Source organism: Pseudomonas syringae pv. coryli str. NCPPB 4273 (assembly GCF_000972175.1).
GTDB lineage: Bacteria > Pseudomonadota > Gammaproteobacteria > Pseudomonadales > Pseudomonadaceae > Aquipseudomonas > Aquipseudomonas syringae.
Genome location: NZ_AWQP01000037.1, coordinates 242,819 through 263,508 on the forward strand (window position 1 = coordinate 242,819; position 20,690 = coordinate 263,508).

Annotated in this window: 23 protein-coding genes; 11 read left to right on the plus strand and 12 right to left on the minus strand. The window is 59.5% G+C overall.

Annotated features, from left to right (window positions below; translation table 11 throughout):
* The first annotated feature begins 21 nt into the window (after positions 1–21).
* From P406_RS16605 to P406_RS16620, 4 genes are all read left to right on the plus strand, one after another.
* Entirely contained in the window at positions 22–1,662 is a 1,641-nt protein-coding gene (locus P406_RS16605; RefSeq protein ID WP_046236756.1) for a phosphoethanolamine transferase, read from the plus strand.
* Between the two features lie 189 nt (positions 1,663–1,851).
* The gene (gene rnd / locus P406_RS16610; protein WP_046236757.1) at positions 1,852–2,985 is read left to right on the plus strand and encodes a ribonuclease D; all 1,134 of its coding nucleotides are present in this window, start codon (positions 1,852–1,854) and stop codon (positions 2,983–2,985) included.
* Positions 2,982–3,275: a YcgL domain-containing protein gene (locus tag P406_RS16615; RefSeq protein ID WP_003317401.1), complete on the plus strand. Its 294-nt coding sequence runs from the start codon at positions 2,982–2,984 to the stop codon at positions 3,273–3,275. Before rnd ends, P406_RS16615 begins: the two co-directional genes overlap by 4 nt.
* Before the next feature lie 70 nt (positions 3,276–3,345).
* Positions 3,346–4,278 carry a D-2-hydroxyacid dehydrogenase gene (locus P406_RS16620; RefSeq protein WP_003409455.1) on the plus strand — a complete coding sequence of 311 codons (933 nt, stop codon included), beginning with the start codon at positions 3,346–3,348 and terminating at the stop codon, positions 4,276–4,278.
* Positions 4,279–4,344: 66 nt separating this feature from the next.
* Here P406_RS16620 and P406_RS16625 read toward each other — a convergent pair whose 3' ends face one another.
* Positions 4,345–4,938 (minus strand): nitroreductase family protein, encoded by a 594-nt coding sequence (locus P406_RS16625; protein WP_003317403.1) that lies wholly within the window; start codon positions 4,936–4,938, stop codon positions 4,345–4,347.
* A gap of 210 nt (positions 4,939–5,148) precedes the next feature.
* On the opposite strand from P406_RS16625, the gene P406_RS16630 reads away from it, so the two are divergent.
* Entirely contained in the window at positions 5,149–5,598 is a 450-nt protein-coding gene (locus tag P406_RS16630; RefSeq protein WP_003368281.1) for a YcgN family cysteine cluster protein, read from the plus strand.
* Between the two features lie 4 nt (positions 5,599–5,602).
* Here the strand turns inward: P406_RS16630 and P406_RS16635 are convergent, their stop codons facing one another.
* From P406_RS16635 to P406_RS16665, 7 genes are all read right to left on the minus strand, one after another.
* Complete coding sequence (locus P406_RS16635; RefSeq protein ID WP_046236758.1) at positions 5,603–5,983, minus strand: YgaP family membrane protein; 381 nt, start codon at positions 5,981–5,983, stop codon at positions 5,603–5,605.
* A gap of 105 nt (positions 5,984–6,088) precedes the next feature.
* Positions 6,089–6,589 (minus strand): RNA methyltransferase, encoded by a 501-nt coding sequence (locus P406_RS16640; protein WP_003317406.1) that lies wholly within the window; start codon positions 6,587–6,589, stop codon positions 6,089–6,091.
* A 66-nt stretch (positions 6,590–6,655) separates the two neighbouring features.
* Positions 6,656–7,552, minus strand: coding sequence for a copper resistance protein B (locus P406_RS16645; RefSeq protein ID WP_174518718.1), 897 nt, complete (start codon positions 7,550–7,552; stop codon positions 6,656–6,658).
* 8 nt (positions 7,553–7,560) lie between these two features.
* The gene (locus P406_RS16650; protein ID WP_046236759.1) at positions 7,561–9,339 is read right to left on the minus strand and encodes a copper resistance system multicopper oxidase; all 1,779 of its coding nucleotides are present in this window, start codon (positions 9,337–9,339) and stop codon (positions 7,561–7,563) included.
* Positions 9,340–9,425: 86 nt separating this feature from the next.
* Positions 9,426–9,800 carry a YajD family HNH nuclease gene (locus P406_RS16655; protein WP_003317410.1) on the minus strand — a complete coding sequence of 125 codons (375 nt, stop codon included), beginning with the start codon at positions 9,798–9,800 and terminating at the stop codon, positions 9,426–9,428.
* Between the two features lie 66 nt (positions 9,801–9,866).
* A complete protein-coding gene (locus P406_RS16660; protein WP_003345583.1) occupies positions 9,867–10,343 on the minus strand; it encodes a cyclic nucleotide-binding domain-containing protein in 477 nt (158 codons plus the stop codon).
* 76 nt (positions 10,344–10,419) lie between these two features.
* On the minus strand, positions 10,420–12,480 hold the full coding sequence (locus P406_RS16665; protein ID WP_046236760.1) for a S9 family peptidase: 2,061 nt from the start codon (positions 12,478–12,480) through the stop codon (positions 10,420–10,422).
* Positions 12,481–12,612: 132 nt separating this feature from the next.
* On the opposite strand from P406_RS16665, the gene P406_RS16670 reads away from it, so the two are divergent.
* The 3 genes from P406_RS16670 (at position 12,613) to P406_RS16680 (ending at position 14,537) form a co-directional block, all read left to right on the plus strand.
* Entirely contained in the window at positions 12,613–13,089 is a 477-nt protein-coding gene (locus tag P406_RS16670) for a hypothetical protein (RefSeq protein WP_003317414.1), read from the plus strand.
* Positions 13,090–13,165: 76 nt separating this feature from the next.
* Positions 13,166–13,966, plus strand: a complete 801-nt coding sequence (locus tag P406_RS16675) for a class II glutamine amidotransferase (protein WP_046236761.1) — start codon at positions 13,166–13,168, stop codon at positions 13,964–13,966.
* Between the two features lie 46 nt (positions 13,967–14,012).
* The gene (locus tag P406_RS16680) at positions 14,013–14,537 is read left to right on the plus strand and encodes a DUF2937 family protein (RefSeq protein ID WP_003390926.1); all 525 of its coding nucleotides are present in this window, start codon (positions 14,013–14,015) and stop codon (positions 14,535–14,537) included.
* 37 nt (positions 14,538–14,574) lie between these two features.
* Here P406_RS16680 and P406_RS16685 read toward each other — a convergent pair whose 3' ends face one another.
* The 3 genes from P406_RS16685 to P406_RS16695 form a co-directional block, all read right to left on the minus strand.
* Positions 14,575–15,291 carry a WbqC family protein gene (locus P406_RS16685; RefSeq protein ID WP_046236762.1) on the minus strand — a complete coding sequence of 239 codons (717 nt, stop codon included), beginning with the start codon at positions 15,289–15,291 and terminating at the stop codon, positions 14,575–14,577.
* A 201-nt stretch (positions 15,292–15,492) separates the two neighbouring features.
* The gene (locus P406_RS16690; RefSeq protein WP_046236763.1) at positions 15,493–16,671 is read right to left on the minus strand and encodes a vWA domain-containing protein; all 1,179 of its coding nucleotides are present in this window, start codon (positions 16,669–16,671) and stop codon (positions 15,493–15,495) included.
* Positions 16,672–16,710: 39 nt separating this feature from the next.
* Positions 16,711–17,556, minus strand: coding sequence for an AAA family ATPase (locus tag P406_RS16695; protein WP_003407249.1), 846 nt, complete (start codon positions 17,554–17,556; stop codon positions 16,711–16,713).
* 206 nt (positions 17,557–17,762) lie between these two features.
* Here P406_RS16695 and P406_RS27950 point away from each other — a divergent pair, with 206 nt between their 5' ends.
* Positions 17,763–17,993 carry a DUF4160 domain-containing protein gene (locus P406_RS27950; protein ID WP_082100832.1) on the plus strand — a complete coding sequence of 77 codons (231 nt, stop codon included), beginning with the start codon at positions 17,763–17,765 and terminating at the stop codon, positions 17,991–17,993.
* Positions 17,990–18,478 (plus strand): DUF2442 domain-containing protein, encoded by a 489-nt coding sequence (locus tag P406_RS16700; protein WP_046236777.1) that lies wholly within the window; start codon positions 17,990–17,992, stop codon positions 18,476–18,478. The genes P406_RS27950 and P406_RS16700 overlap by 4 nt, the downstream gene beginning before the upstream one ends.
* On the opposite strand, the gene P406_RS16705 is transcribed toward P406_RS16700, so the two are convergent.
* On the minus strand, positions 18,475–19,542 hold the full coding sequence (locus tag P406_RS16705) for a DUF748 domain-containing protein (protein ID WP_024648338.1): 1,068 nt from the start codon (positions 19,540–19,542) through the stop codon (positions 18,475–18,477). The genes P406_RS16700 and P406_RS16705 overlap by 4 nt on opposite strands.
* A 126-nt stretch (positions 19,543–19,668) precedes the next feature.
* On the opposite strand from P406_RS16705, the gene cysK reads away from it, so the two are divergent.
* Positions 19,669–20,643 carry a cysteine synthase A gene (cysK, locus tag P406_RS16710; protein WP_046236764.1) on the plus strand — a complete coding sequence of 325 codons (975 nt, stop codon included), beginning with the start codon at positions 19,669–19,671 and terminating at the stop codon, positions 20,641–20,643.
* Positions 20,644–20,690 lie beyond the last annotated feature (47 nt).

The window sequence follows — 20,690 nt, forward strand, 5'->3', positions numbered from 1 at the left end:
TAATTCGATAAGCAGACCACGATGCCGACACCCAGAACTGTTCGTCCAGAGGTTGTAACCCTACTTGCCAGTGCGTTTCTGTTACTGGGTTTCAATCTCAATCTCTGGCAGCATCTTTTCTCGATTACCAGCGCCGATAGCAAAGGGTTGGCCATGCGCTTTGCGTTTGGCTTGATGATTTTCTGCGTGTTCAATATTGTGTTGACGCTGTTGGCATTCCGTCGTGTGTTTAAACCGGTGTTGATCAGTCTGTTTATGATCAGCGCGGGGGTGGTTTATTTCATGACCGAATACGGGGTCATGATCGACGCCGGCATGTTTCGAAACTTCGCCGAAACCAACGCTACGGAAGTGCAGGGGCTGCTGTCTTTAAAACTGGCCTTGTATATCCTTCTGCTGGGCGTAGTGCCCTCGTTGATCCTCTGGAAACTGCCGATCAGCTACCGTCGCTGGCACCTTGAACTGTTCAGCAAACTGCTGGTGACGGTGGCGTGCTGCGTGGCAATCGGCGGCGTTGCACTGGCCAATTACCAGGGCTTGTCGTCATTGTTTCGCAATCACCATGAATTGCGCCTGATGGTGGTGCCGAGCAATTACATTGGTGCGTCGCTGGGCTACCTGAGTGAACAGGTGATCTCCGCAAGACGGCCGTTCGTCAAGATCGGCGAGGACGCCAAACGTTCTGCGGACTGGGCCACGCATGCCCGCAAATCCTTGACCGTGCTGGTGGTCGGCGAAAGTGCCCGGGCCGAGAACTTCGGTATCCTTGGCTACGGTCGCAACACCACGCCCAACCTGAACAAGGAAAACGGGCTGGTGGCGTTTACCGATGTGTATTCCTGCGGCACCGAAACCGCCGTGTCGGTGCCTTGCATGTTCTCCAACATGGGACGCAAGAATTACAACGCTACCCAGGCGCGCAATCAGGAAGGCTTGCTGGATGTACTGAAGCGCGCGGGTATAGACGTGATATGGCGTGACAATCAGGCTGGCTGCAAAGGCACCTGTGATCGAGTGACCTTTCAGGACGTGAGCAATCTCAAGGATCCGCTGTTGTGCAACAACCACGAATGCCGGGACGAGATACTCTTGCAAAACCTGCAGACCTTTATCGACAGCCTCGACAAGGACACGGTGCTTGTTCTGCATCAGATGGGCAGCCACGGGCCTGAATACTACAAACGTTACCCAAAAGAGTTTGAAAAGTTTACCCCGGTGTGTGAAAGCAATGCGCTGAACAATTGCAGCCGGGACAGCATCGTTAATGCGTACGACAACACGTTGTTGTACACCGACCATGTACTGTCCACGCTGATTGATCTTTTACGCGCCAATCAAAACAAGGTCGATACCGCCATGGTGTATCTGTCGGACCATGGCGAGTCGCTGGGCGAATACAACCTGTTCCTGCACGGCACGCCTTATGTGCTGGCGCCTGATCAGCAAAAGCATGTGCCGATGATGGTCTGGTTGTCCGATAACTATCAGAAGTCCTTCGCCGTCACGCCGGAGTGCCTGGCCAAACAGCGTAACGCACCGTTGAGTCAGGACAATCTTTTCCATTCCATGCTCGGCCTGTTGAAAGTCGACACCAAGGTTTATGACCCCAGTCTCGATATGTTTGCCGGATGCCGCAGCGAGTTGGCGGCCACCGACAAGTAACCACGTGCGCGGCGTGTCGGGTATTGATCGTCCTCTCACGTTATGGGGACGATCATCGGCAGCGCGTCTGCCCGGCAACAGCTCCTCCTGTCCGTCATTTGCATGAAGATGCGCCAGACCCGGACGACAGACGCGCGATAATCTCCCATGACGATATATACTGCGCGCCATTGTTGAAGGGAGAGCCGTGTGGCCATCGATATTCACTGGATTCGCGACGACGACAGCCTCGCCCGGCATTGCGCACAATGGCAGTCACTGCCTTTTGTGGCGCTCGACACCGAGTTCATGCGGGTCGACACTTTTTATCCGATCGCTGCGCTGCTGCAGATCGGCGACGGGCAGAGCGCCTGGCTGATTGATCCGTTGCTGATCAACGACTGGCGGCCGCTGTCTGCGTTGCTCGAAAACCCCGACGTCATCAAGGTGGTGCATGCGTGCAGCGAAGACCTCGAGGTGTTGCTGCGCCTGACCGGCAGCCTGCCGGTCCCGCTGTTCGATACCCAATTGGCGGCTGCCTACCTGAACCTCGGTTTTTCCATGGGCTACTCGCGTCTGGTGCAGGAGGTCCTCGACATCGACCTGCCCAAGGGCGAAACCCGCTCCGACTGGCTGCAGCGTCCGCTGTCGGAAACGCAGATCAGCTACGCGGCCGAAGATGCCGTGCATCTGGCCGAGCTGTTCACCATCCTGCGCCCGCGCTTGTCCGACGACAAATACGCCTGGCTGCTGGATGACGGCGCGGAACTGGTCGCCAACCTGCGCCGTGAGGTGGACCCGTACGAGGTGTATCGCGACGCCAAGCTGGCCTGGAAGTTGTCCCGCGCCCAGCTGGCGGTGCTGCGCGAGCTGTGTGCCTGGCGTGAGCGCGAGGCGCGTGCCCGCAACCTGCCGCGCAACCGCATCGTGCGTGAGCACTCGCTCTGGCCATTGGCCAAGACCCAGCCGGACAACCTCGGCGCGCTGGCACGGATTGAAGACATGCACCCGCGTACGGTCCGCCATGACGGCGAGTTTCTGCTCGCGCTGATCAAGACCGCGAGCGTGTTGCCTCCGGAAGAATGGCCACCTGCGTTGCCCGAGCCGTTGCCCATCGATGCGGCCGGGTCGATCAAGCGTCTGCGGGCCATCGGTCAGCAGTACGCCGAGCGACTGGACATGGCCCCGGAGCTGATGCTGCGCAAGAAGACCCTCGAAGCCCTGCTCAAAAGCGGCTACCCCGACGGTCCTTACCAATTACCCGACTCGCTGCGTGGCTGGCGTCGCGAGTTGATGGGTCAGGCGCTGCTGGACAGCCTGGCCACCTCCGGAGAACCGTCTTGAAGCGCATCTGCTCGATTTATCGCAGCCCGAAAAGAAACGAGATGTACCTTTACGTTCTGAAAAGTGACGTCCTCAAGCGTGTGCCGCCCGAGCTGATGGTGGCCTTCGGCAAGCCGGTTCATGCGTTCGATCTGGTACTGAGCCCCGAACGGGCGCTGTCGCGCGAAGATATCAATGTGGTGCTGGAGAACCTCGACAGCCAGGGCTATCACTTGCAGATGCCGCCGGCTGAAGACGATTACATCGAGCACCTGCCCGAAGAGCTGCTGCGCCGCAACGATCCCATGTAATCGTTGCTCACGTTGTAAAGCGGCCCACATCGACGTGGGTTGCCTGTCCTGTTTTTAAGGTTTTTGAAACATGCGCGTTCTGATTGCCGAGCACGATTACCACGTTTACACCCAATTGTTGCGCAAGGCTGCGCCTGATCTGGAAGTTTTCAGCACTGGCGATTCTGCCGAGTTGTCGCGCATGGCCAGCGACTGCCCGGTCTGGCTGGGACAGCCCGACCTGATGGCCAATCTGCTGCGGCAGGGGCACACGCCGCAATGGCTGCAATCCACCTGGGCGGGCATCACACCGCTGCTGGCCGACAGCCTGTCGCGGGACTATCGCCTGACGCGTGCAGTCGGGATTTTCGGCCAGGTCATGGCTGAATTCGTTTTGACCTACATGCTCGGCCATGAGCGTGAGGTGTTGGCGCGCCTGATGAGTCAGGTCGAGCGCAAGTGGGACAACCGCACCGGGCAGAGCCTGGCGGGCCGCAAGGCATTGATCGTCGGTGCCGGCGATATCGGTCAGCGCGTTGCCGAGTTCCTCCTGCCGTTCGGCGTGCAGGTGTACGGTGTGGCCTCCAGTGCGCGCACTCAGGAGCCGTTCATTGAAGTGACGGCGTTGTCAGACATGACGCGTCTGCTCGGCGAGATGGATTACGTCATCAACCTGCTGCCCAACACGCCCGAGACGCACGACCTGTACGACGCCAGGTTGTTCGCCAGCTTCAAGCCCACGGCGCTGTTCATGAACGTCGGACGCGGGGTCGCGGTCGTCGATGCGGATCTGGTCGAGGCGTTGAAGGAAGGGCATCTGGCTGGTGCGGTGATTGACGTCTGCCGTCAGGAGCCTTTGCCGCAGCGGCATCCGTTCTGGACTGCCTACGGTCTGCTGTTGACCGGTCACAGCTCTGCGCCTACCTCGCCAGTGGCCATGACCGAGCTTTTCGTGCATAACCTGAACGCTTTTCAGGCAGGAGAAGCGCTGCGCGGAGAGGTCGATTTTTCGCGAGGTTACTGACGCCCTTGCCAACGAGCCGACGTGTCAGGCGTCGGCTCGCAGGCATCGATTACAGCAGACAGTCGGTTATAGCGAAAAATCACCTTCGGCGGCCAGTTCTGCCAGCGGCTTGCGCGGGCTTGGCACTTCGCGGCCTTGCAGGTAGTCCGGCAAGGTCGATTTGTCCCCCAGCTTGCCAATCGCGATGGCCGCATGCACTGCGTAGCCTTCGGGAATATTCAACTCCTTGCGGGTCAGATCCTGATCGAAACCGGCCATGCCGTGGGTGTGCCAGCCGCTCAGGCTGGCCTGCAGTGCAAGGTAACCCCATGCCGAACCCGTGTCGAAGGTGTGCCACAGGGCAGGGCTCTCTTCGCTTGCGCCTGGGGCGACGAAGGTGGTCTTGGAAATGACGATCACCAAGGCTGCCGCGTGTTGCGCCCAACTGCGGTTGAACTCGTTCAGCAAGCCCAGATAACGCTCCCAGTTCGGCGTATCGCGACGTGCATAGAGAAAGCGCCAGGGCTGCGAGTTATACGCCGAGGGCGCCCAGCGTGCGGCTTCGAAAAAGCTCAGCAGGGTTTCCTGGTCGATGCTTTCGCCGCTGAAGGCACGTGGCGACCAGCGCTCGGTGAATTGCGGGTCGATAGGGTGATCGGCGATGCGAGGGTTCGTGCTCATGAAAGTCCTTGATAGCGAAGGTTGAAAACGAGCGTGGCTTGATGGGCCGTGGTCGGCAGGCATCGCTTGAACGCACTGAAAACCCGTTAACGCTACTGTTTTGCCCCGTCGCTGACAAGTCCCGGCTACCGGCAGTCGCAAGTGCTTGGCCCGCACCCCGTGTACCTCTAGACTGGCGGCCTTTTCATTATCGATACCGTTGTCCGAACCATGGCCGCTAAAGTTGAACCCTTCTGGATTCGCAAGACCCTTGACCAGCTCGATACCCAGGAGTGGGAGTCGTTGTGCGATGGCTGTGGCCTGTGCTGCCTGCAGAAGCTTGAGGATGAGGAAGACAACGCGGTTTATTACACGCGAATTGCCTGCAAGCTGCTGGATCTGAAAACCTGCCAGTGCTCCGACTATGCAAACCGTCGTGCCTCGGTGCCCGATTGCATTCAGCTGACGCCTGGTCAGGCAGATGAATTCAAATGGCTGCCACCGACCTGCGGCTATCGTCTGGTCAGCGAGGGTAAGGATTTGCCGCTCTGGCACCATCTGGTGTGTGGTGATCGCACGGCCGTGCATCACGAGCGCATCTCCCAGTCAGGCCGCATGCTCAGCGAGAACAATGTGGCCGAAGACGACTGGGAGGATTACCTGATTTTTCGCGCAGGTTGAACGCTTAAGCGACCGGCTTCGGCTCGGTCAGCGCTTCCACGCCTTTGGCAGCCGCCGTCTTCACGGCATCTTCAGCGTCGTCCTTGAGGGTGTTCAGTTGCGCACCGGCACGTTCGATGGTCGAGCGTGCGCTTTGCAGATCGCTGCGGCCTTTTTCCATCAGGCTCTTGGCCGAGCAGTGACCACTGATGCCGCGCGCCAGAGCCGCGCCGCCGATGGCCAGTTGAATCAGGCCCAGAAAGCCGCCACGACGGACGCCTTTACCCATCAGCAGTACGCCGCCAGCCAGCGAGCCAATGCGCTCCCAGCCGTTTACGTTCTGCTCGGGGTTGCGTTGGAGCAGTTCAGGTGTGTCGATGCGTTCGATGATTGGGGTGTCGCGCATGATGGCTCTCCATGAGGTAGTAGGTCGGAGTTGGCAGATTGGAAGCAGTTGCTCGATTCAGAGAAACTGACTGCCCGTGCGCGACACAGGTTCAATGCTTTTCCGTCAGCGGTCGCTGGCCGGATCAATTTTCTCGCGACCGAACTGCGGGCCCGAACGGGTATTGATACCTTTGGCCATGCGGTCATAGAGGACGACGTTGACGGTCGCCGCCAGATTCATGCAGCCCTCGGTCGGGATATAGACCACGTCTTCGCACCAGTCGCGAATCTCCTGATCCAGCGAGCCATCTTCCGGGCCGAAGATATACAGCGCGCGATCAGGGTGGGTGTATTCGGGCAGTGCGCGGGCGCCGTCGACCAGTTCGACAGCCACCGGAATGCAACCCAGCGGCAGAATGCTTTTGAGGTCTTCGATGCCGATCAGCGGGATGTCCTGATGGATTTTCTTGGTGTCGGTGATGAAGTCCCGCGCGCGCTCATAGCGTTTACCGGTATAGAACACCGACGCCACGCCGTAGCAGCCGGCCGCACGCATGACGGAGCCGACGTTTTCCGGGGACTTGGGGTTGTAAAGACCGATGCAGGCATACCGTTTGTTGGCCACGGGGAGGGTGCTCTGAAGAAAACCGGGGATTATACGGCAGCCTCAGAGCAATGCCATTGACTGTGTTCAGAACCACATGCGCACGCCGACCACCAGTCGCGCGTCCTGGGTGTCTTCGTCGTCCTCGCGCGCGTAATCGGCTGTCTTGCCGTAGGAGCGGTCCCAGCTCACCCCGACATAAGGCGCGAATTGCGGGGTGATCTCGTAGCGCAGTCTGAGGCCGAACTCGCTGGTCGACAGGCCCGAACCATTGCCGCGTTGCGGGTCGTTCTTGCCGTAGAAGTTCAGCTCCGCGGTGGGCTGCAGCACCAGATTGCTGGTCAGCTGGAGGTCGTAGTCGGCCTCCAGGCGAGCGGCGGTCTGCCCGGCTTCACCGATGAACGCGGTGGCCTCGATATCCAGATCCGAAATGGCTTGGCCCTGCAGGCCGAAGGCGGCCCAGGTTTGCGGCGCGCCCGGTTTGAAATCCTGACGCGCTCCGGCGACCACGTCCCACCAAGGGCTGATCGAGTGGCCCCACAACGCCTGGACTTCCGCTTCTTCGGTCTTGCCGTTGGTTCGCTCACCTTCGGAGCGCAGCAGCAGGCGGTCGATATCACCGCCAATCCAGCCGGACAGGTCCCAGGCCAGCGCGCTGCCGTCGTTGGCGTCCTGCCATTCCAGCTTGTCAGCCAGGAAGTAACTGTTGATGGCGCTGTCATGGACCTGATGGCCGGCGTGGCTGGTGTACACCGCAGCCCGGTCCGCATCAGTGATCGGCGGGATCGGGGTTCGGCTCTGGGCGGGCGCAGTCTGTGTTGAGGGCGCGTCCTCGCTGTCGCTGGCGTCCATGTGCATCGCATGGCTGCCGTGGTCCATGCCTTCCATCCCGGCGGCCATGCTCGAGGTCCACGGTGTAGCGGTCAGCCCGGCGGCCAGCAACAGCATCGGCAGGCGGGGCGAATTCAGCGTTCTGCTCAACATCAAGGTCCTCATTCTTCCACCCGCACTTCGCGGAACATGCCCATTTCCATGTGGTACAGCATGTGACAGTGATAAGCCCAACGGCCCAGCGCATCGGCGGTCACGCGGTAGCTGCGACGTGACCCCGGTGGCATGTCGATGGTGTGTTTGCGCACCATGAACTGTCCATTCTCGTCTTCGAGGTCGCTCCACATGCCATGCAGATGGATGGGGTGGGTCATCATCGTGTCGTTGACCAGCACGACACGCACCCGCTCACCGTATTTGAGCATCAGCGGTTTGGCGTCCGAGAACTTCACACCGTCGAATGACCAGGCGTATTTTTCCATGTGCCCGGTCAGGTGCAGCTCGATCGTGCGGCTGGGCTCACGGCCGTCCGGGTCTTCGAAGGTGCTGCGCAGGTCGGCGTAGGTCAGGACTCTGCGGCCATTGCCCCGGAGGCCTATGCCCGGATCATCGAGCTTTGGCGAGGTGCTCATGGCTTGCATGTCGACCAGCGGGTTGTTGTTTTCGCTTTCGGGGTGCGATTGCGGGGTCGGCGCTTTCCTGGCCGGCATCTGTGCATGGTCCATTGCGGGCATCGCGTCGTGGCCCATCTTGCTGTGGTCCATGCCTGACATGTCGTGCGTTGCCGGGGCTGCGGCGTGGTTCATGCTGCCATGCTCCATGCCCGCCATGCCCATATCATCCATGCTCAACAGCGGGCGTGGATCGAGCGGCGGCACGACAGCCTGCAGGCCGGGCCTGCTGGCCAGGGTGCCACGGGCATAACCGGTGCGGTCCATGGACTGGGCGAACAGGGTATAGGCACCTTCCGCCGGCTCGACAATCACGTCGAAGGTTTCCGCCACTGCGATGCGCAACTCGTCGACGGTCACCGGCTTGACGTGCTGGCCGTCGCTGGCCACCACGGTCATCTTCAGGCCTGGAATACGCACGTCGAAGTACGTCATTGCCGAGCCGTTGATCAGCCGCAGTCGGATCCGCTCACCAGGCTTGAACAGCCCGGTCCAGTTCATGTTCGGCGCCTGACCGTTCATCAGGTAGGTGTAGGTTGCACCGCTGACATCCGCGAGATCGGTCGGGTCCATCCTCATCTTCGCCCACATCCAGCGATCCCTGGTGGTCTCGCTCCAGCCTTTTTCACCCACGTCGTTGATGAAGTCGCCGACGGTGCGCTGGTTATTGTTGTAGTAATCGGACTGTTTCTTGAGCGTTTTCATCAGCTGGACTGGCTCTTTGTCGGTCCAGTCGCTGAGCATGATCACGTGTTCGCGGTCGTATTCGAACGGCTCCGGCTCTTTCGCATCGATCACCAGCGGCCCGTAGACCCCCGACTGTTCCTGGAAGCCGGAGTGGCTGTGATACCAGTAGGTGCCGTGCTGCCTGACCTTGAAGCGGTACACATACAGGCCATCCGGCGCGATGCCGTCAAAGCTCAACCCCGGCACGCCGTCCATGTTGGCCGGCAGGATGATGCCGTGCCAATGGATGGACGTGGCTTCGTCGAGCCGGTTCTTGACCCTCAGGGTCACGGTATCGCCTTCGCGCCAGCGCAGCAGCGGGCCAGGGATGCCACCGTTGATGGTCTGCGCGGTCTTGGCATTGCCGGTGATGTTGACCTGGGTTTCGCCGATATACAGATCGAACTCGGTGCCGGACAACCCGTTTGGCTGACCCGGATTGGTCACCGCCCACGCCGGGCTGCGCCACAGCCCGAGGCCGCCGAGCAGGCCACTGGCGGCCAGCCCTTTCACAAAGGTTCGTCTTGAGGTTCGGGTGGGCATGGCGAAATATCCGGTCGGTCGGGTGGCCGCAGGCCAGGGGAAGTGCGGGTCGGGCGGGGGAGCGTGGCTGGTCGGTGGTGCCGAGGTCACTCGTCCTTTTTCATCAGCCCGGCCAGTGCGGCGAACGGGTTGTGAGTGGCCTTGGCGGTTTTCGGACTGCCCAGAGAGCCATCGGCGAAGTACTGCTGGTCGGTGTAGCGCGAGTGCTCGTTATCGTGGCAATACAGGCACAGCAGCTCCCAGTTGGAGCCGTCCTGCGGGTTGTTGTCATGGTTGTGGTCGCGGTGGTGTACGGTCAGTTCGCTGAGGCGTTTGCCTGCGAACTCGCGCGCGCAGCGGCCGCAAACATGCGGGTACATGCGCAGCGCCTTGTCGCGGTAGCCCATCTCGCGATCGCGCTGGGCGTCGGCCAGGATGCGGTCCAGCTTGGCAGTATGGGAAGGGGGATTGGCCGTGCTCATGGTGTCACCTGTGCGTGTGCGCATTGAAAGCGGAATATCGGCAAGTTTAGCGCCAGATGGGCAAACTCACACCTGCTGGGAGAGCAATTGACCATCGACCATGCGCAGGCGCTTGGACAACGAGATGGCCAGGGCGCGAATGATCTTGGCAGCGATTTTCGGCGCGTCCTCGAGCATCTTGTCCAGCGAATCACGGCCCAGGTTCAATAGCTGGCAACTGGTGGCTGCAATACAACTGGCCGAACGGCGCTCGCCATCCAGCACCGCCATTTCTCCGAAAGCGCGTCCGCGCCGCAGAACGGCGATTTCCACCTGTTGGCCGTCTGCAGCAAGCTTCTGCACAGACACGGTGCCCTGATGGATGATGCACATGAAGGTTCCGGCATCGCCCTCGGCGAAAATAGTCTCGCCCTTATCGATATCGGTAATGCTGAAATAGCCGGCTACGGTAAAGAAATCGCCCGGCAGCAGCGTGTCGAACAGGCCGCAATCCAGCAGCATGTCGCGTATGGCGTTGTTCAGGTTGGACAGTGGTTCTGACATGTGAGGTCTGGTAATCCTGACAAAGGGGCAACTCCGCTGCCCCCGATCCTAGTAAGACAGGTGTTTCACACCAAGTTCATTCAGCGATCTGCAATACCTTGAAGATAAACGCGTACTCCAGCGCCACGTCACGCAAGCCCTGATAGCGACCGCTCATGCCACCGTGTCCGGCACCCAGTTCGGTCTTGAGCAGCAACGGATGGTCGTCGGTCTTGGTGGCGCGCAATTTCGCGACCCATTTGGCGGCTTCCCAATACTGCACGCGGCTGTCGTTGTAGCCGGCGATGACAAGCATGGCCGGGTAGGCCTGGGCCGTGACGTTTTCGTAGGGCGCGTAGGCCTTGATGCGCGCGTAGACCTCCGGCTCCTGCGGGTTGCCCCATTCGTCGTATTCGGTGACGGTCAGCGGCAGGTCCGGGTCGAGCATGGTGTTCAGCACGTCGACGAACGGCACTTCGGCAATCGCTGCCTTGAACAGCTCGGGCCGCTGGTTGAGCACCGCACCGATCAGCAGGCCACCGGCGCTGCCACCGCTGATCACCAGCTGTTCAGCGCTGGTCAGACCCTGGGCGACAAGGTGTTCGGCGCAGGCAATGAAATCACCGAAGGTGTTCTGTTTGTGCTCCTGCTTGCCGTTGCGATACCAGGCCTCGCCCAGCTCGCCGCCGCCGCGCACATGGGCAATGGCGAACGCTACGCCACGGTCGAGCAGGCTCAGACGGGCGTGGGAAAACCACGGGTCGAGGCTCTCGCCATAGGCGCCGTAGCCATACAGATACAGCGGGGTGGCCTGTCCGGCCAGTTCACGCTTGACCACCAGGCTGATCGGCACCTGGGTGCCATCGCTGGCCGTGGCCCACAAACGCTGGCTGACGTAGGCATCGGCGTCGAAGATGCCCAGTACCGGGGTTTCCTTGAGCACAACCTGCTCGCCGCTGGCCAGGGTCAGTTGACGGACCTGGGCTGGCCGGTTCAACGACTGGTAGCGCAGGCGGATTTTGTCGCTGTCGAATTCCAGCGTGTCCTGCACATACAGGCTGTAGGCGGCGTCAGGTAGCTGCACGCGATAGGTCGGCAGCGCCTGCGGACGTACTTCGATGATCGGCAGGCCGCCCTCGCGCAGGCTCAGGCTGATGCCTTTGGCGTTGAGGCTGACGCCTTCGAGCATGACCTTGTCGTCGTGCGCGACCAGCGTCTGCCAGTCCTCGCGCACCGGTACGCCACTGGCTTGTTGCGCTGCGTGATACAGCGCGAAGTTGATGCCGCTCTGATTGCTGCGGATGAACCAGGTCCAGACGCCATCGAGCAACCCGTGGTCTGGATAGTATTCGTGACCTTCGCTGCGCGGTGCGAGGCAGGTGAAGGCCTGTTGCGGATGATCGGCGTCCAGCACCCAGGCTTCGCTGGTGGTTTTGCTGTTGAGCAGAATGATCAGTTGGCGCTCGGAACTGCTGCGGAAACAGTGCAGGAAGAAGCGGCCGTCCGGCTCGTCGAACACCAGCTCTGCCGATGCCGTTCCCAAGGTATGGCGATGCAGCTTGCCTGGGCGATGGGTGTCGTCCAGCTCGCCGAAAAACAGGGTCTGGCTGTCGTTGGCCCAGGTCATGCTGCCGTCGCAGTTTTCGAAGGGCAGGCTGCTGATCTGACCGGTGCTCAGTTCCTTGACGTAAAGCTCGTACACCTCGTCGCCACTGGTGTCCAGGCTATAGGCCAGACGCTGGTGGTCAGGGCTGATGCTGAACGCGCCCAGCGAGAAAAAGCCGCCATCGGCCATCTCGTTAGGGTCGAGCAACAATTCTTCGGCGCTTTCATCCACCGTGTTGCTGTCGTCGGCCGGGCGCGGGCAGCGGTAGTGCCGGGCGTATTCGTCGCCTTGTGTGGTGCGGGTGTAATAAAGGTACGGGCCCCAGGGGGAGGGCAGCGACAGGTCGGTTTCGAGGATGCGGCCCTTGATTTCCTCGAACAGGCTTTCGCGCAACCCGGTCTGCTCTGCCAGTTGCTGCTCCTGCCAGGCGTTTTCGGCTTTGAGGTAGTCGAGCACTTCGTCGGTGTCGCGGTTCTGCAGCCAGGCATAAGGGTCGGGACCGTCGGCCTTGCGAGCGATCGGGGCGCTGGAGGTTGCATTCGAGAAGGACATGCTGGGCTCTCTGTTAAGGCATCAATCAGGAAAATATCGGTACACGCTGAACCGAATACTGAAGCGAGGCAAGCCGCGTCAGGCAAAAGCCGTTATCATAAGCGCCTCTTTACCTGGCTTACCACGGACGTCATGACCGAAAACGACTATCTGATCGCCTGGAGCGTCTACGCCTTCGCCGCGTTGGGTTGCCTGCTCGTATGGTTTCTGATGACCCGCTGGATGTGGCGGTATCTCAAGGAGCCGTTGCTGGTGGCGGTCGCGGTGCTGCTGTTTACGCCGACCATGGTCGACCCCGCCAAGGACGCGATGGCGCCAGCCGTGGCGATCACCGCGCTCGACCTGATGTTCAAGGTCGGCAGCAATATCTGGACAGCCGTGTCGGACCTGGCCATGTATGGCATGTTCGCCTTCGCCGCGTACCTGCTGTTCGTGCTGATCCGCTGGCCGATCGAACGCAGCCGCAAGGCCCGCCAGCCCAAGTCTGCCGCTCAGCCTGTCGAAACAGACCCTGCTGACGAACCTTTCGCCGAAGACGATCACTACGCTCGCAAGAACGCTGCGCCTCTTGCGCCAACCAGGGCTGCGCGGGTCGAGCCGCGGCTTTAGCTCCCGCTTCGTTGGCAAGCGCCGCTACCTGCGGCGCATGACCTGCTGCAAAACGTCTTGAAGCGAGAACCTGAGCATGTGTGAACTACTGGGCATGAGCGCCAATGTCCCGACCGACATAGTCTTCAGCTTTACCGGGCTGATGCAGCGGGGCGGCCGCACCGGTCCGCATCGCGATGGCTGGGGCATTGCCTTCTACGAGGGCCGTGGACTGCGCCTGTTTCAGGACCCGGCAGCCAGCAGTGAATCGGAAGTCGCCCAACTGGTGCAGCGTTATCCCATCAAGAGCGAAGTCGTGATCGGCCATATTCGTCAGGCCAACGTCGGCAAGGTCTGCCTGTCCAATACCCATCCTTTCGTGCGTGAGCTCTGGGGCCGTAACTGGTGCTTTGCCCATAACGGTCAGCTGGCGGATTTCACCCCGGGCGTTACCTTTTATCGGCCGGTGGGCGATACCGACAGCGAAGCGGCGTTCTGCGACCTGCTCAATCGCGTCCGCGAAGCCTTTCCCGAGCCCGTCGACGTCGAGGAATTGCTGCCTACGCTGATCCAGGCGTGTGCCGAATATCGCAGCAAAGGCGTGTTCAACTGCCTGTTGAGCGACGGTGACTGGCTGTTTTGCTTTTGCAGTACCAAACTGGTTCAGATCACCCGCCGAGCTCCGTTCGGTCCGGCAAGGTTGAAAGATGTCGACGTGATTGTCGATTTTCAGGCTGAAACCACACCGCATGACGTGGTCACGGTCATCGCGACCGAACCCTTGACCGAGAACGAAAACTGGAACCGCTATGAACCGGGCCAGTGGAGTCTGTGGCGCAAGGGCGAGAGCGTGGCGCAAGGTTCGGTCGACACCGCGACCGAGACGGCCAGGCCGTAAGACACCATCACATCGGCTTAATGGATAAAAAAGAAGAGGGATATTGATGCTGCGAAGTTATCTGCGATTGGTCCTGTTCACCATGGGCCTGCTGTTCGGGGTACAGATTCCCGGTTTCATCAGTGATTACAGCAAGCGTGTCGAAGCGCATCTGATCGAGGCGCAACAAGCCGTCAAGGGCTATACCGCCACTGCGCAGCAGTTCTTCAAGGGCGATATCCAGGCGCTGATCCAGCACTATCGCAGCAGTGAAGACCCGGTTTTCCGCAGCGATGCGGACACCATCGACACCCTGATGAACCGCACGCACATTCTTGAGCGTCAGTGGCTCGGGCTTCAGGGGCCTTGGTATTCCAAAGCCATCTTCGTGGCTACCTCTTCCGATCCGGATATCCGTCGCGAAACCTTCAATGGTTATACGTGGCAAGTTCTGCTGGCCCCCGAAGTCATTGCCTGGGGCATCATCAGTGCATTGCTGCTGGCGCTGGTGATCGAAAGCTTCGTGCTGTTGCTTGGCTGGGTCGTCCACGGCGGACGACGTAAGCCTCAGCTCGAACGCGACTGGAATTGACTGTGGGGCGGGGCGTAGCGAAACATCGGCGGGCAGTTCATATGACTGCCCGTGTTTCATTACGTAGATAGGCGAGTACTGTTTCAGGTGCGTTCCACATCAGCACGTCGATGATTGAAAGGTTTTCGACGAAATTCAGAGGTCCCGTGGAATAACTGAATGAAGCGGGCTCGAGAAACCTCAGTTCTATGCCTCGTTCCTGCCATTCGCCGGGTATGAAAATTTCGCGTCCACCTGTGGCGTTGATGTACTGACGCGCCCCCAGCACCGTGCTTATTTCCAGCGCCCATTGGCCTGCATGTTCAATGGGCGGCAGATCAAGGTTCATCGCTGCACAGCTTTCCCAGTCAAAGCTCATGCCTAAATACTCGCAGACCACTTTCAGCGCGCGTGTATTGAGTTCACACAGGTGGGTGGCAGGTGTGCCGAATGTCTGCTCGACCACCTGCAAGGTTTCCCGGAAGTAGGGTGCCTTGCTTCGATAGTGTTCAAGCTGATTCGTGATTCGTCGGTGGGCACAGGCAAGGTCGATGATGGTCGCGTCCTTGATCAGTGCGCCCTCGCTGACACAGACCGGAACATTGATGTATTGCCAGTCGCCTTTGCTACCCAGTACCCGATTGCGGTTCATCCAGCTTTTGCGTTTGTATTTGACGATGTCAAAGACCAGCCCGCGCTGGACCGCCGCAATGAGCTGGAAGTAACCGATGTAGGGGAAAAAGTAAGGCTGCATGATCCCGAGCGTTTCGTTCATAAGTAACCCGCGACGTCGCGACGGCTGCTCAGGCAAAACGATGGAGTAACTGCAAAACGACCTACTCAATCAGCGCTTTTCCGTCTGATTGGTTGTGTGGAACTGTCAGCGTAGTTCGGGTGTTCAAAATGATCATGCTGCTGGTCGGGTGGTACCGGCCGGTTGATGACCGGCTTGTACAGCATTGGCAGCAGCCTTATTTCATTTCGCCAGGTAACGCATGCCTTCTTCCAGACCGCTAAGGGTTAGCGGATACATCTGCCCCTCGATCAAATCACGCACGATATGCGTCGAGGTGGTGTAGTCCCAGGCATCTTTCGGGTAGGGATTGATCCAGATGATCTTCTTGAATTTGCCCATGAAGCGCTGCATCCATACATAGCCCGCCTCTTCATTCCAGTGTTCGACGCTGCCGCCGGGCTGGGTGATTTCATAGGGCGCCATCGAGGCGTCGCCGATGAAAATCACTTTGTAGTCCTCGCCATACTTGTGCAGCAGGTCCTGGGTGGCGGTCCGCTCCGAGCTTCTGCGCTGGTTGTTCTTCCACACCGATTCATAGATGAAGTTATGGAAGTAGAAATACTCCATATGCTTGAACTCGGTCTTGCACGCGGAGAACAGCTCTTCACAGACCTTGACGTGCGAATCCATCGAGCCACCGATGTCGAACAACAGCAATAACTTGATGGTGTTGCGCCGCTCCGGACGCATCTGAATGTTCAGCAGGCCCGCATCGCGTGCGGTGTGATCGATGGTGCTGTCGATGTCCAGTTCATCCGCGGCACCCTGACGAGCGAACTTGCGCAGGCGACGCAGGGCCACCTTGATATTGCGCGTCCCCAGCTCAACCTGATCATCCAGATTCTTGTACTCGCGCTGGTCCCAGACTTTGACGGCCTTGCCTTTGCGCTCGCCTGCATCGCCGACTCGGATGCCCTCCGGGTTATAGCCACCCGAACCGAACGGGCTGGTGCCACCGGTGCCGATCCATTTGTTACCACCGGCATGGCGTTCCTTCTGTTCTTCCAGGCGTTTCTTGAACTCCTCGATCAGTTTGTCGAGGCCGCCCAGCGACTGGATCTGCGCGCGTTCCTCGTCCGTCAGCGAACGCTCGAACTCTTTGCGCAGCCAGTCTTCCGGGATCAGCGCCTGCAAATGCTCGTCGAGATTTTCCAGGCCATTGAAATATGCGCCGAAGGCCCGGTCGAACTTGTCGAAATGGCGCTCGTCCTTGACCAGAATCGTGCGCGCCAGGAAGTAGAACTCATCGATGTCGGCGAACACGACCCGCTGTTTCAGCGCATTGATCAGGTCCAGCAGTTCACGCAGAGACACCGGCACTTTGGCTGCGCGCATTTCGTTGAACAGGTTGAGCAGCATGGCTGTCGCCCTTTTACATGGCAGGTTGGATAGACACGATCAGCGGTTGCCGCGACGGCTCATGAACGCCAGACGTTCCAGTAAGTGCACGTCCTGCTCGTTCTTGACCAGCGCGCCGGCCAGTGGCGGAATCGCCTTGGTCGGGTCGCGTTCGCGCAGCACGGCTTCACCGATGTTGTCGGCCATCAGCAGCTTCAGCCAGTCGACCAGTTCGGAAGTGGAGGGCTTCTTCTTCAGCCCAGGTACTTTGCGCACGTCGAAGAATACGTCCAGCGCTTCGCTCACCAGGTCTTTCTTGATGTCCGGGTAATGCACATCGACGATGCGTTGCAGCGTGGCCCGATCCGGAAAGGCGATGTAGTGAAAGAAGCAGCGACGCAGAAAGGCATCCGGCAGCTCTTTCTCGTTGTTGGAGGTAATGATGATGATCGGTCGCTTTTTGGCCTTGATGGTTTCATCGATCTCGTAAACGTAGAACTCCATCTTGTCGAGTTCCTGCAACAGGTCGTTGGGGAACTCGATATCGGCCTTGTCGATTTCGTCGATCAGCAGAATCACACGCTCCTCGGACTCGAAGGCTTCCCAGAGCTTGCCCTTTTTCAGGTAGTTGCGTACGTCGTGGACCTTGTCGACGCCCAGTTGCGAGTCGCGCAGACGACTCACCGCATCGTACTCGTACAGACCCTGATGGGCCTTGGTCGTGGACTTGATATGCCAGGTAATCAGTTTCGCGCCGAAGGACTCGGCCAGTTGCTCGGCGAGCATGGTCTTGCCGGTGCCGGGCTCGCCCTTGACCAGCAATGGACGCTCCAGCGTGATGGCCGCGTTGACCGCCAGCTTGAGATCGTCAGTGGCAACGTAGGCCGGCGTACCTTCGAACTTCATTGATCCATCCTTTTCGCGTGGGCGCGCGTAACCGGTCGGCACGCACGCCGTAAGAGGGGCAAGCAATGCCCTGACTATAACGTGGCGGCCCGATGGCTGTGAACGAAGACGCCTCATTCAGTTCTTGAATGGCGCGTCACGCTGTGACCGGGTCTAAATTGTAACGCTGCTTCTGGTATGGCTAATTTGGCGATACTGTGCGTGCTATGCCGACCAAATACAGATTCGGGGATAAATACAGGATTCAGCGGAGAGAAAAAGACCACCTGCCGCCGCATGTTCACCTGACCGGTGGAGGGCTGGACGTGCTGATTTGCCTTGAGCTTGTAGAGCCCACGCGCGGAACCGCACCGGCTGTTGTGTTAAGGGAAGCTCTTGAATGGATACGAACTCACCGCAACGAACTGATGGAGGAATGGAAACGATGGCATCCATGAAACGCCCACGGCTCAAGGAGGTTCAGGCCCAGTCTGGTTATCGACTGGCCTTGACGTTCATCGACGATCAGCAATTCGTGCTCGACATGAGCGCGGATGTGCAGACTTTTCCTGGGTTACGGCCTTTGATCGCTGCCGATGCCTTTGCCCAGGCCCAGGTGGGCGATGATGGCTGGACGGTTGAATGGCCGGAGCCGGATATCCAGATCGGTGCCGATACCTTGTACCTTGACGCTCAGGCTCAAGCGGCCACCGATGAAAACACGCGTATTTTCATCGGGTGGCGGGCCCGCACGGGTTTGCCCCTGGCTCAGGCCGCACAAGCATTGGGTGTCAGCCCGCGCAGCATCACCCGCTACAGCAACTCCCGCGAGCCTACACCACGCACCCTGGCGCTGGCTTGCCTGGGCTGGGATGCATTGCAGCAACAGGCACATGCCGCCGAAGAGCGGGGCGTCTACGGCAAAGACAAAAAAACACGCTAGGAACCCTTGCTGCTCTCATAGCGCGCATTGAATGCCTGCACGAACGCATTGCGCAGGATCTGCAGAAACGCCTGGAAGCCGCTGATGTCCTGCTGATGGACACTGCCGCTGAGGTCGACGCGTGTGGCGAACTGGTTTTCCCGCTGGTTTTTCAATACGGTTTCGCTGGTGCCGACCAGCGCTTCCCAGATCGATCGGAAAACACCCTTGTCCTTGTTTTCCACATCCTGATGCCAGTTGAATACGTCCACGTTGCGCAGCAGCGGCTTTATATAGCCCTTGAGCTGGCCTTTATCGGCCTGCGCTTCAATTACCACGTCGCCATCGCCAGCGTTGAAATCGAACTTGCCGTAGGCCGAGGAGAAGTCGTTGAGTTTCTTGAGCTGGATACCGGTGGCGCGCAGTTTGAAGTCAAAGTCTTCAAAGTTGCTGAACGGGTCGAATCTGGCTGAGCTTTCCAGATCGGCGTGGCCCAGCAGACGCGCCTTGCCCTTGAACTCGGCGTCGCGATTGCCTTCCACGTCGACCACGTTGGTCAGGTTGTAGATGCTGGCATTGACCTGATCCGCCTCGATTTTTACCTTGGGCGTGGAGTTGAAGTTATTGAACGTGATGCGCCCGTCGTCGATGCGCAACTCGTTGAGGGTGATAGGCAGCAGCTTGTTCATCTGGGTACGCCAGTCGGTGCCCTGACCGGTCTGCGAGTCCTGCTTGCTGCCGCCGTCCACGAAGTTGATCTGCGGGCCGGTGAACAGGGCTTTTGCGACCACTGCATGGTCATACCAGAGTGAATGCCAGCTGACTGCCAGTTCGATCATCGGTGCATCGAAGAAGGGCACCGGGACCTTGCCGTCGGTCTTGACGATCTTCAGCCCCTTGATCCGGTACGCCCCTCGCCACAGTGCCAGGTCCACATCGGTGATCTCGCCTCGGTAGTCACCCATGTCGGCCAGTTTGTCGTTCAGATAGTCACGCACCAGGTATGGCAGGGCGATATTGACAGCGACCAGCAGGACTATCAGAGCGGCCAGGGTCCATAGCGGCCAGCTGTAGCGACGTTTCATGACATGACTCTCCTGTTTCAATGATGGATTGACTGCTCGCGCCGTCATCCGTTCGGTCAGACTGGACGCCCCACAGTTGGCGGCATAGGCTTTGGGTCTTTAACCGATGTGCACAAGGACACCCTCATGAGCCGTATCTACGCTGATAACGCCCATTCCATCGGTAATACGCCGCTGGTGCAGATCAATCGTATCGCGCCACGCGGTGTCACCATTCTGGCCAAGATCGAAGGGCGTAATCCGGGTTATTCCGTCAAATGCCGTATCGGCGCCAACATGATCTGGGACGCCGAAAGCAGCGGCAGGCTCAAGCCGGGGATGACCATCGTCGAGCCAACCTCGGGCAACACCGGCATCGGTCTGGCCTTCGTTGCCGCTGCCCGTGGCTACAAACTGATGCTCACCATGCCTGCTTCCATGAGCATAGAACGTCGCAAGGTACTCAAGGCACTGGGCGCAGAACTGGTGCTGACCGAAGCGGCCAAGGGGATGAAAGGCGCTATTGCCAAGGCCAAAGAACTGCTGGCAGGCGACCCCGAGCACTATTTCATGCCGGCGCAGTTCGAGAACCCGGCCAACCCGGCCATCCATGAAAAAACCACCGGCCCGGAAATCTGGGCAGACACCGACGGTGCCATCGACGTTCTGGTGGCAGGTGTAGGGACTGGCGGGACTATCACCGGTATCTCCCGGTATATCAAGCACACCGAAGGCAAACCGATCCTGTCGGTCGCGGTCGAGCCGGACGGTTCGCCGATCATCACCCAGGCGATGGCCGGTGAAACGATCACCCCCAGCCCACACAAGATTCAGGGCATCGGCGCCGGCTTCATCCCGAAAAACCTCGACCTGTCGATTGTCGACCGGGTAGAGCGTGTCACCGATGAAGAGTCCAAGGCCATGGCGCGGCGTCTGATGCAGGAGGAGGGCATTCTGTGCGGTATTTCCTGCGGCGCGGCAATGGCGGCGGCCGTCCGTCTGGCTGAAAAGCCGGAGATGCAAGGCAAGACGATCGTGGTGGTGCTGCCGGACTCCGGCGAACGTTACCTGTCGAGCATGCTGTTCAGCGATCTGTTTACCGATCAGGAGCTTTCCCAGTAACACATCTTCGCAAGTGCGCACTTCATGCGGGCAACGCAAGGGTTTAT

Excerpts from the sequence above, each read along its gene's own strand:
- P406_RS16605 (WP_046236756.1), top strand. The coding sequence starts at position 22 with ATGCCGACACCCAGAACTGTTCGTCCAGAGGTTGTAACCCTACTTGCC.
- P406_RS16620 (WP_003409455.1), top strand. The coding sequence starts at position 3,346 with ATGCGCGTTCTGATTGCCGAGCACGATTACCACGTTTACACCCAATTG.
- P406_RS16625 (WP_003317403.1), bottom strand. The coding sequence starts at position 4,938 with ATGAGCACGAACCCTCGCATCGCCGATCACCCTATCGACCCGCAATTC.
- P406_RS16630 (WP_003368281.1), top strand. The coding sequence starts at position 5,149 with ATGGCCGCTAAAGTTGAACCCTTCTGGATTCGCAAGACCCTTGACCAG.
- P406_RS16635 (WP_046236758.1), bottom strand. The coding sequence starts at position 5,983 with ATGCGCGACACCCCAATCATCGAACGCATCGACACACCTGAACTGCTC.
- P406_RS16645 (WP_174518718.1), bottom strand. The coding sequence starts at position 7,552 with ATGTTGAGCAGAACGCTGAATTCGCCCCGCCTGCCGATGCTGTTGCTG.
- P406_RS16650 (WP_046236759.1), bottom strand. The coding sequence starts at position 9,339 with ATGCCCACCCGAACCTCAAGACGAACCTTTGTGAAAGGGCTGGCCGCC.
- P406_RS16655 (WP_003317410.1), bottom strand. The coding sequence starts at position 9,800 with ATGAGCACGGCCAATCCCCCTTCCCATACTGCCAAGCTGGACCGCATC.
- P406_RS16660 (WP_003345583.1), bottom strand. The coding sequence starts at position 10,343 with ATGTCAGAACCACTGTCCAACCTGAACAACGCCATACGCGACATGCTG.
- P406_RS16665 (WP_046236760.1), bottom strand. The coding sequence starts at position 12,480 with ATGTCCTTCTCGAATGCAACCTCCAGCGCCCCGATCGCTCGCAAGGCC.
- P406_RS16670 (WP_003317414.1), top strand. The coding sequence starts at position 12,613 with ATGACCGAAAACGACTATCTGATCGCCTGGAGCGTCTACGCCTTCGCC.
- P406_RS16675 (WP_046236761.1), top strand. The coding sequence starts at position 13,166 with ATGTGTGAACTACTGGGCATGAGCGCCAATGTCCCGACCGACATAGTC.
- P406_RS16680 (WP_003390926.1), top strand. The coding sequence starts at position 14,013 with ATGCTGCGAAGTTATCTGCGATTGGTCCTGTTCACCATGGGCCTGCTG.
- P406_RS16685 (WP_046236762.1), bottom strand. The coding sequence starts at position 15,291 with ATGAACGAAACGCTCGGGATCATGCAGCCTTACTTTTTCCCCTACATC.
- P406_RS16690 (WP_046236763.1), bottom strand. The coding sequence starts at position 16,671 with ATGCTGCTCAACCTGTTCAACGAAATGCGCGCAGCCAAAGTGCCGGTG.
- P406_RS16695 (WP_003407249.1), bottom strand. The coding sequence starts at position 17,556 with ATGAAGTTCGAAGGTACGCCGGCCTACGTTGCCACTGACGATCTCAAG.
- P406_RS27950 (WP_082100832.1), top strand. The coding sequence starts at position 17,763 with ATGCCGACCAAATACAGATTCGGGGATAAATACAGGATTCAGCGGAGA.
- P406_RS16700 (WP_046236777.1), top strand. The coding sequence starts at position 17,990 with ATGAAACGCCCACGGCTCAAGGAGGTTCAGGCCCAGTCTGGTTATCGA.
- P406_RS16705 (WP_024648338.1), bottom strand. The coding sequence starts at position 19,542 with ATGAAACGTCGCTACAGCTGGCCGCTATGGACCCTGGCCGCTCTGATA.
- cysK (WP_046236764.1), top strand. The coding sequence starts at position 19,669 with ATGAGCCGTATCTACGCTGATAACGCCCATTCCATCGGTAATACGCCG.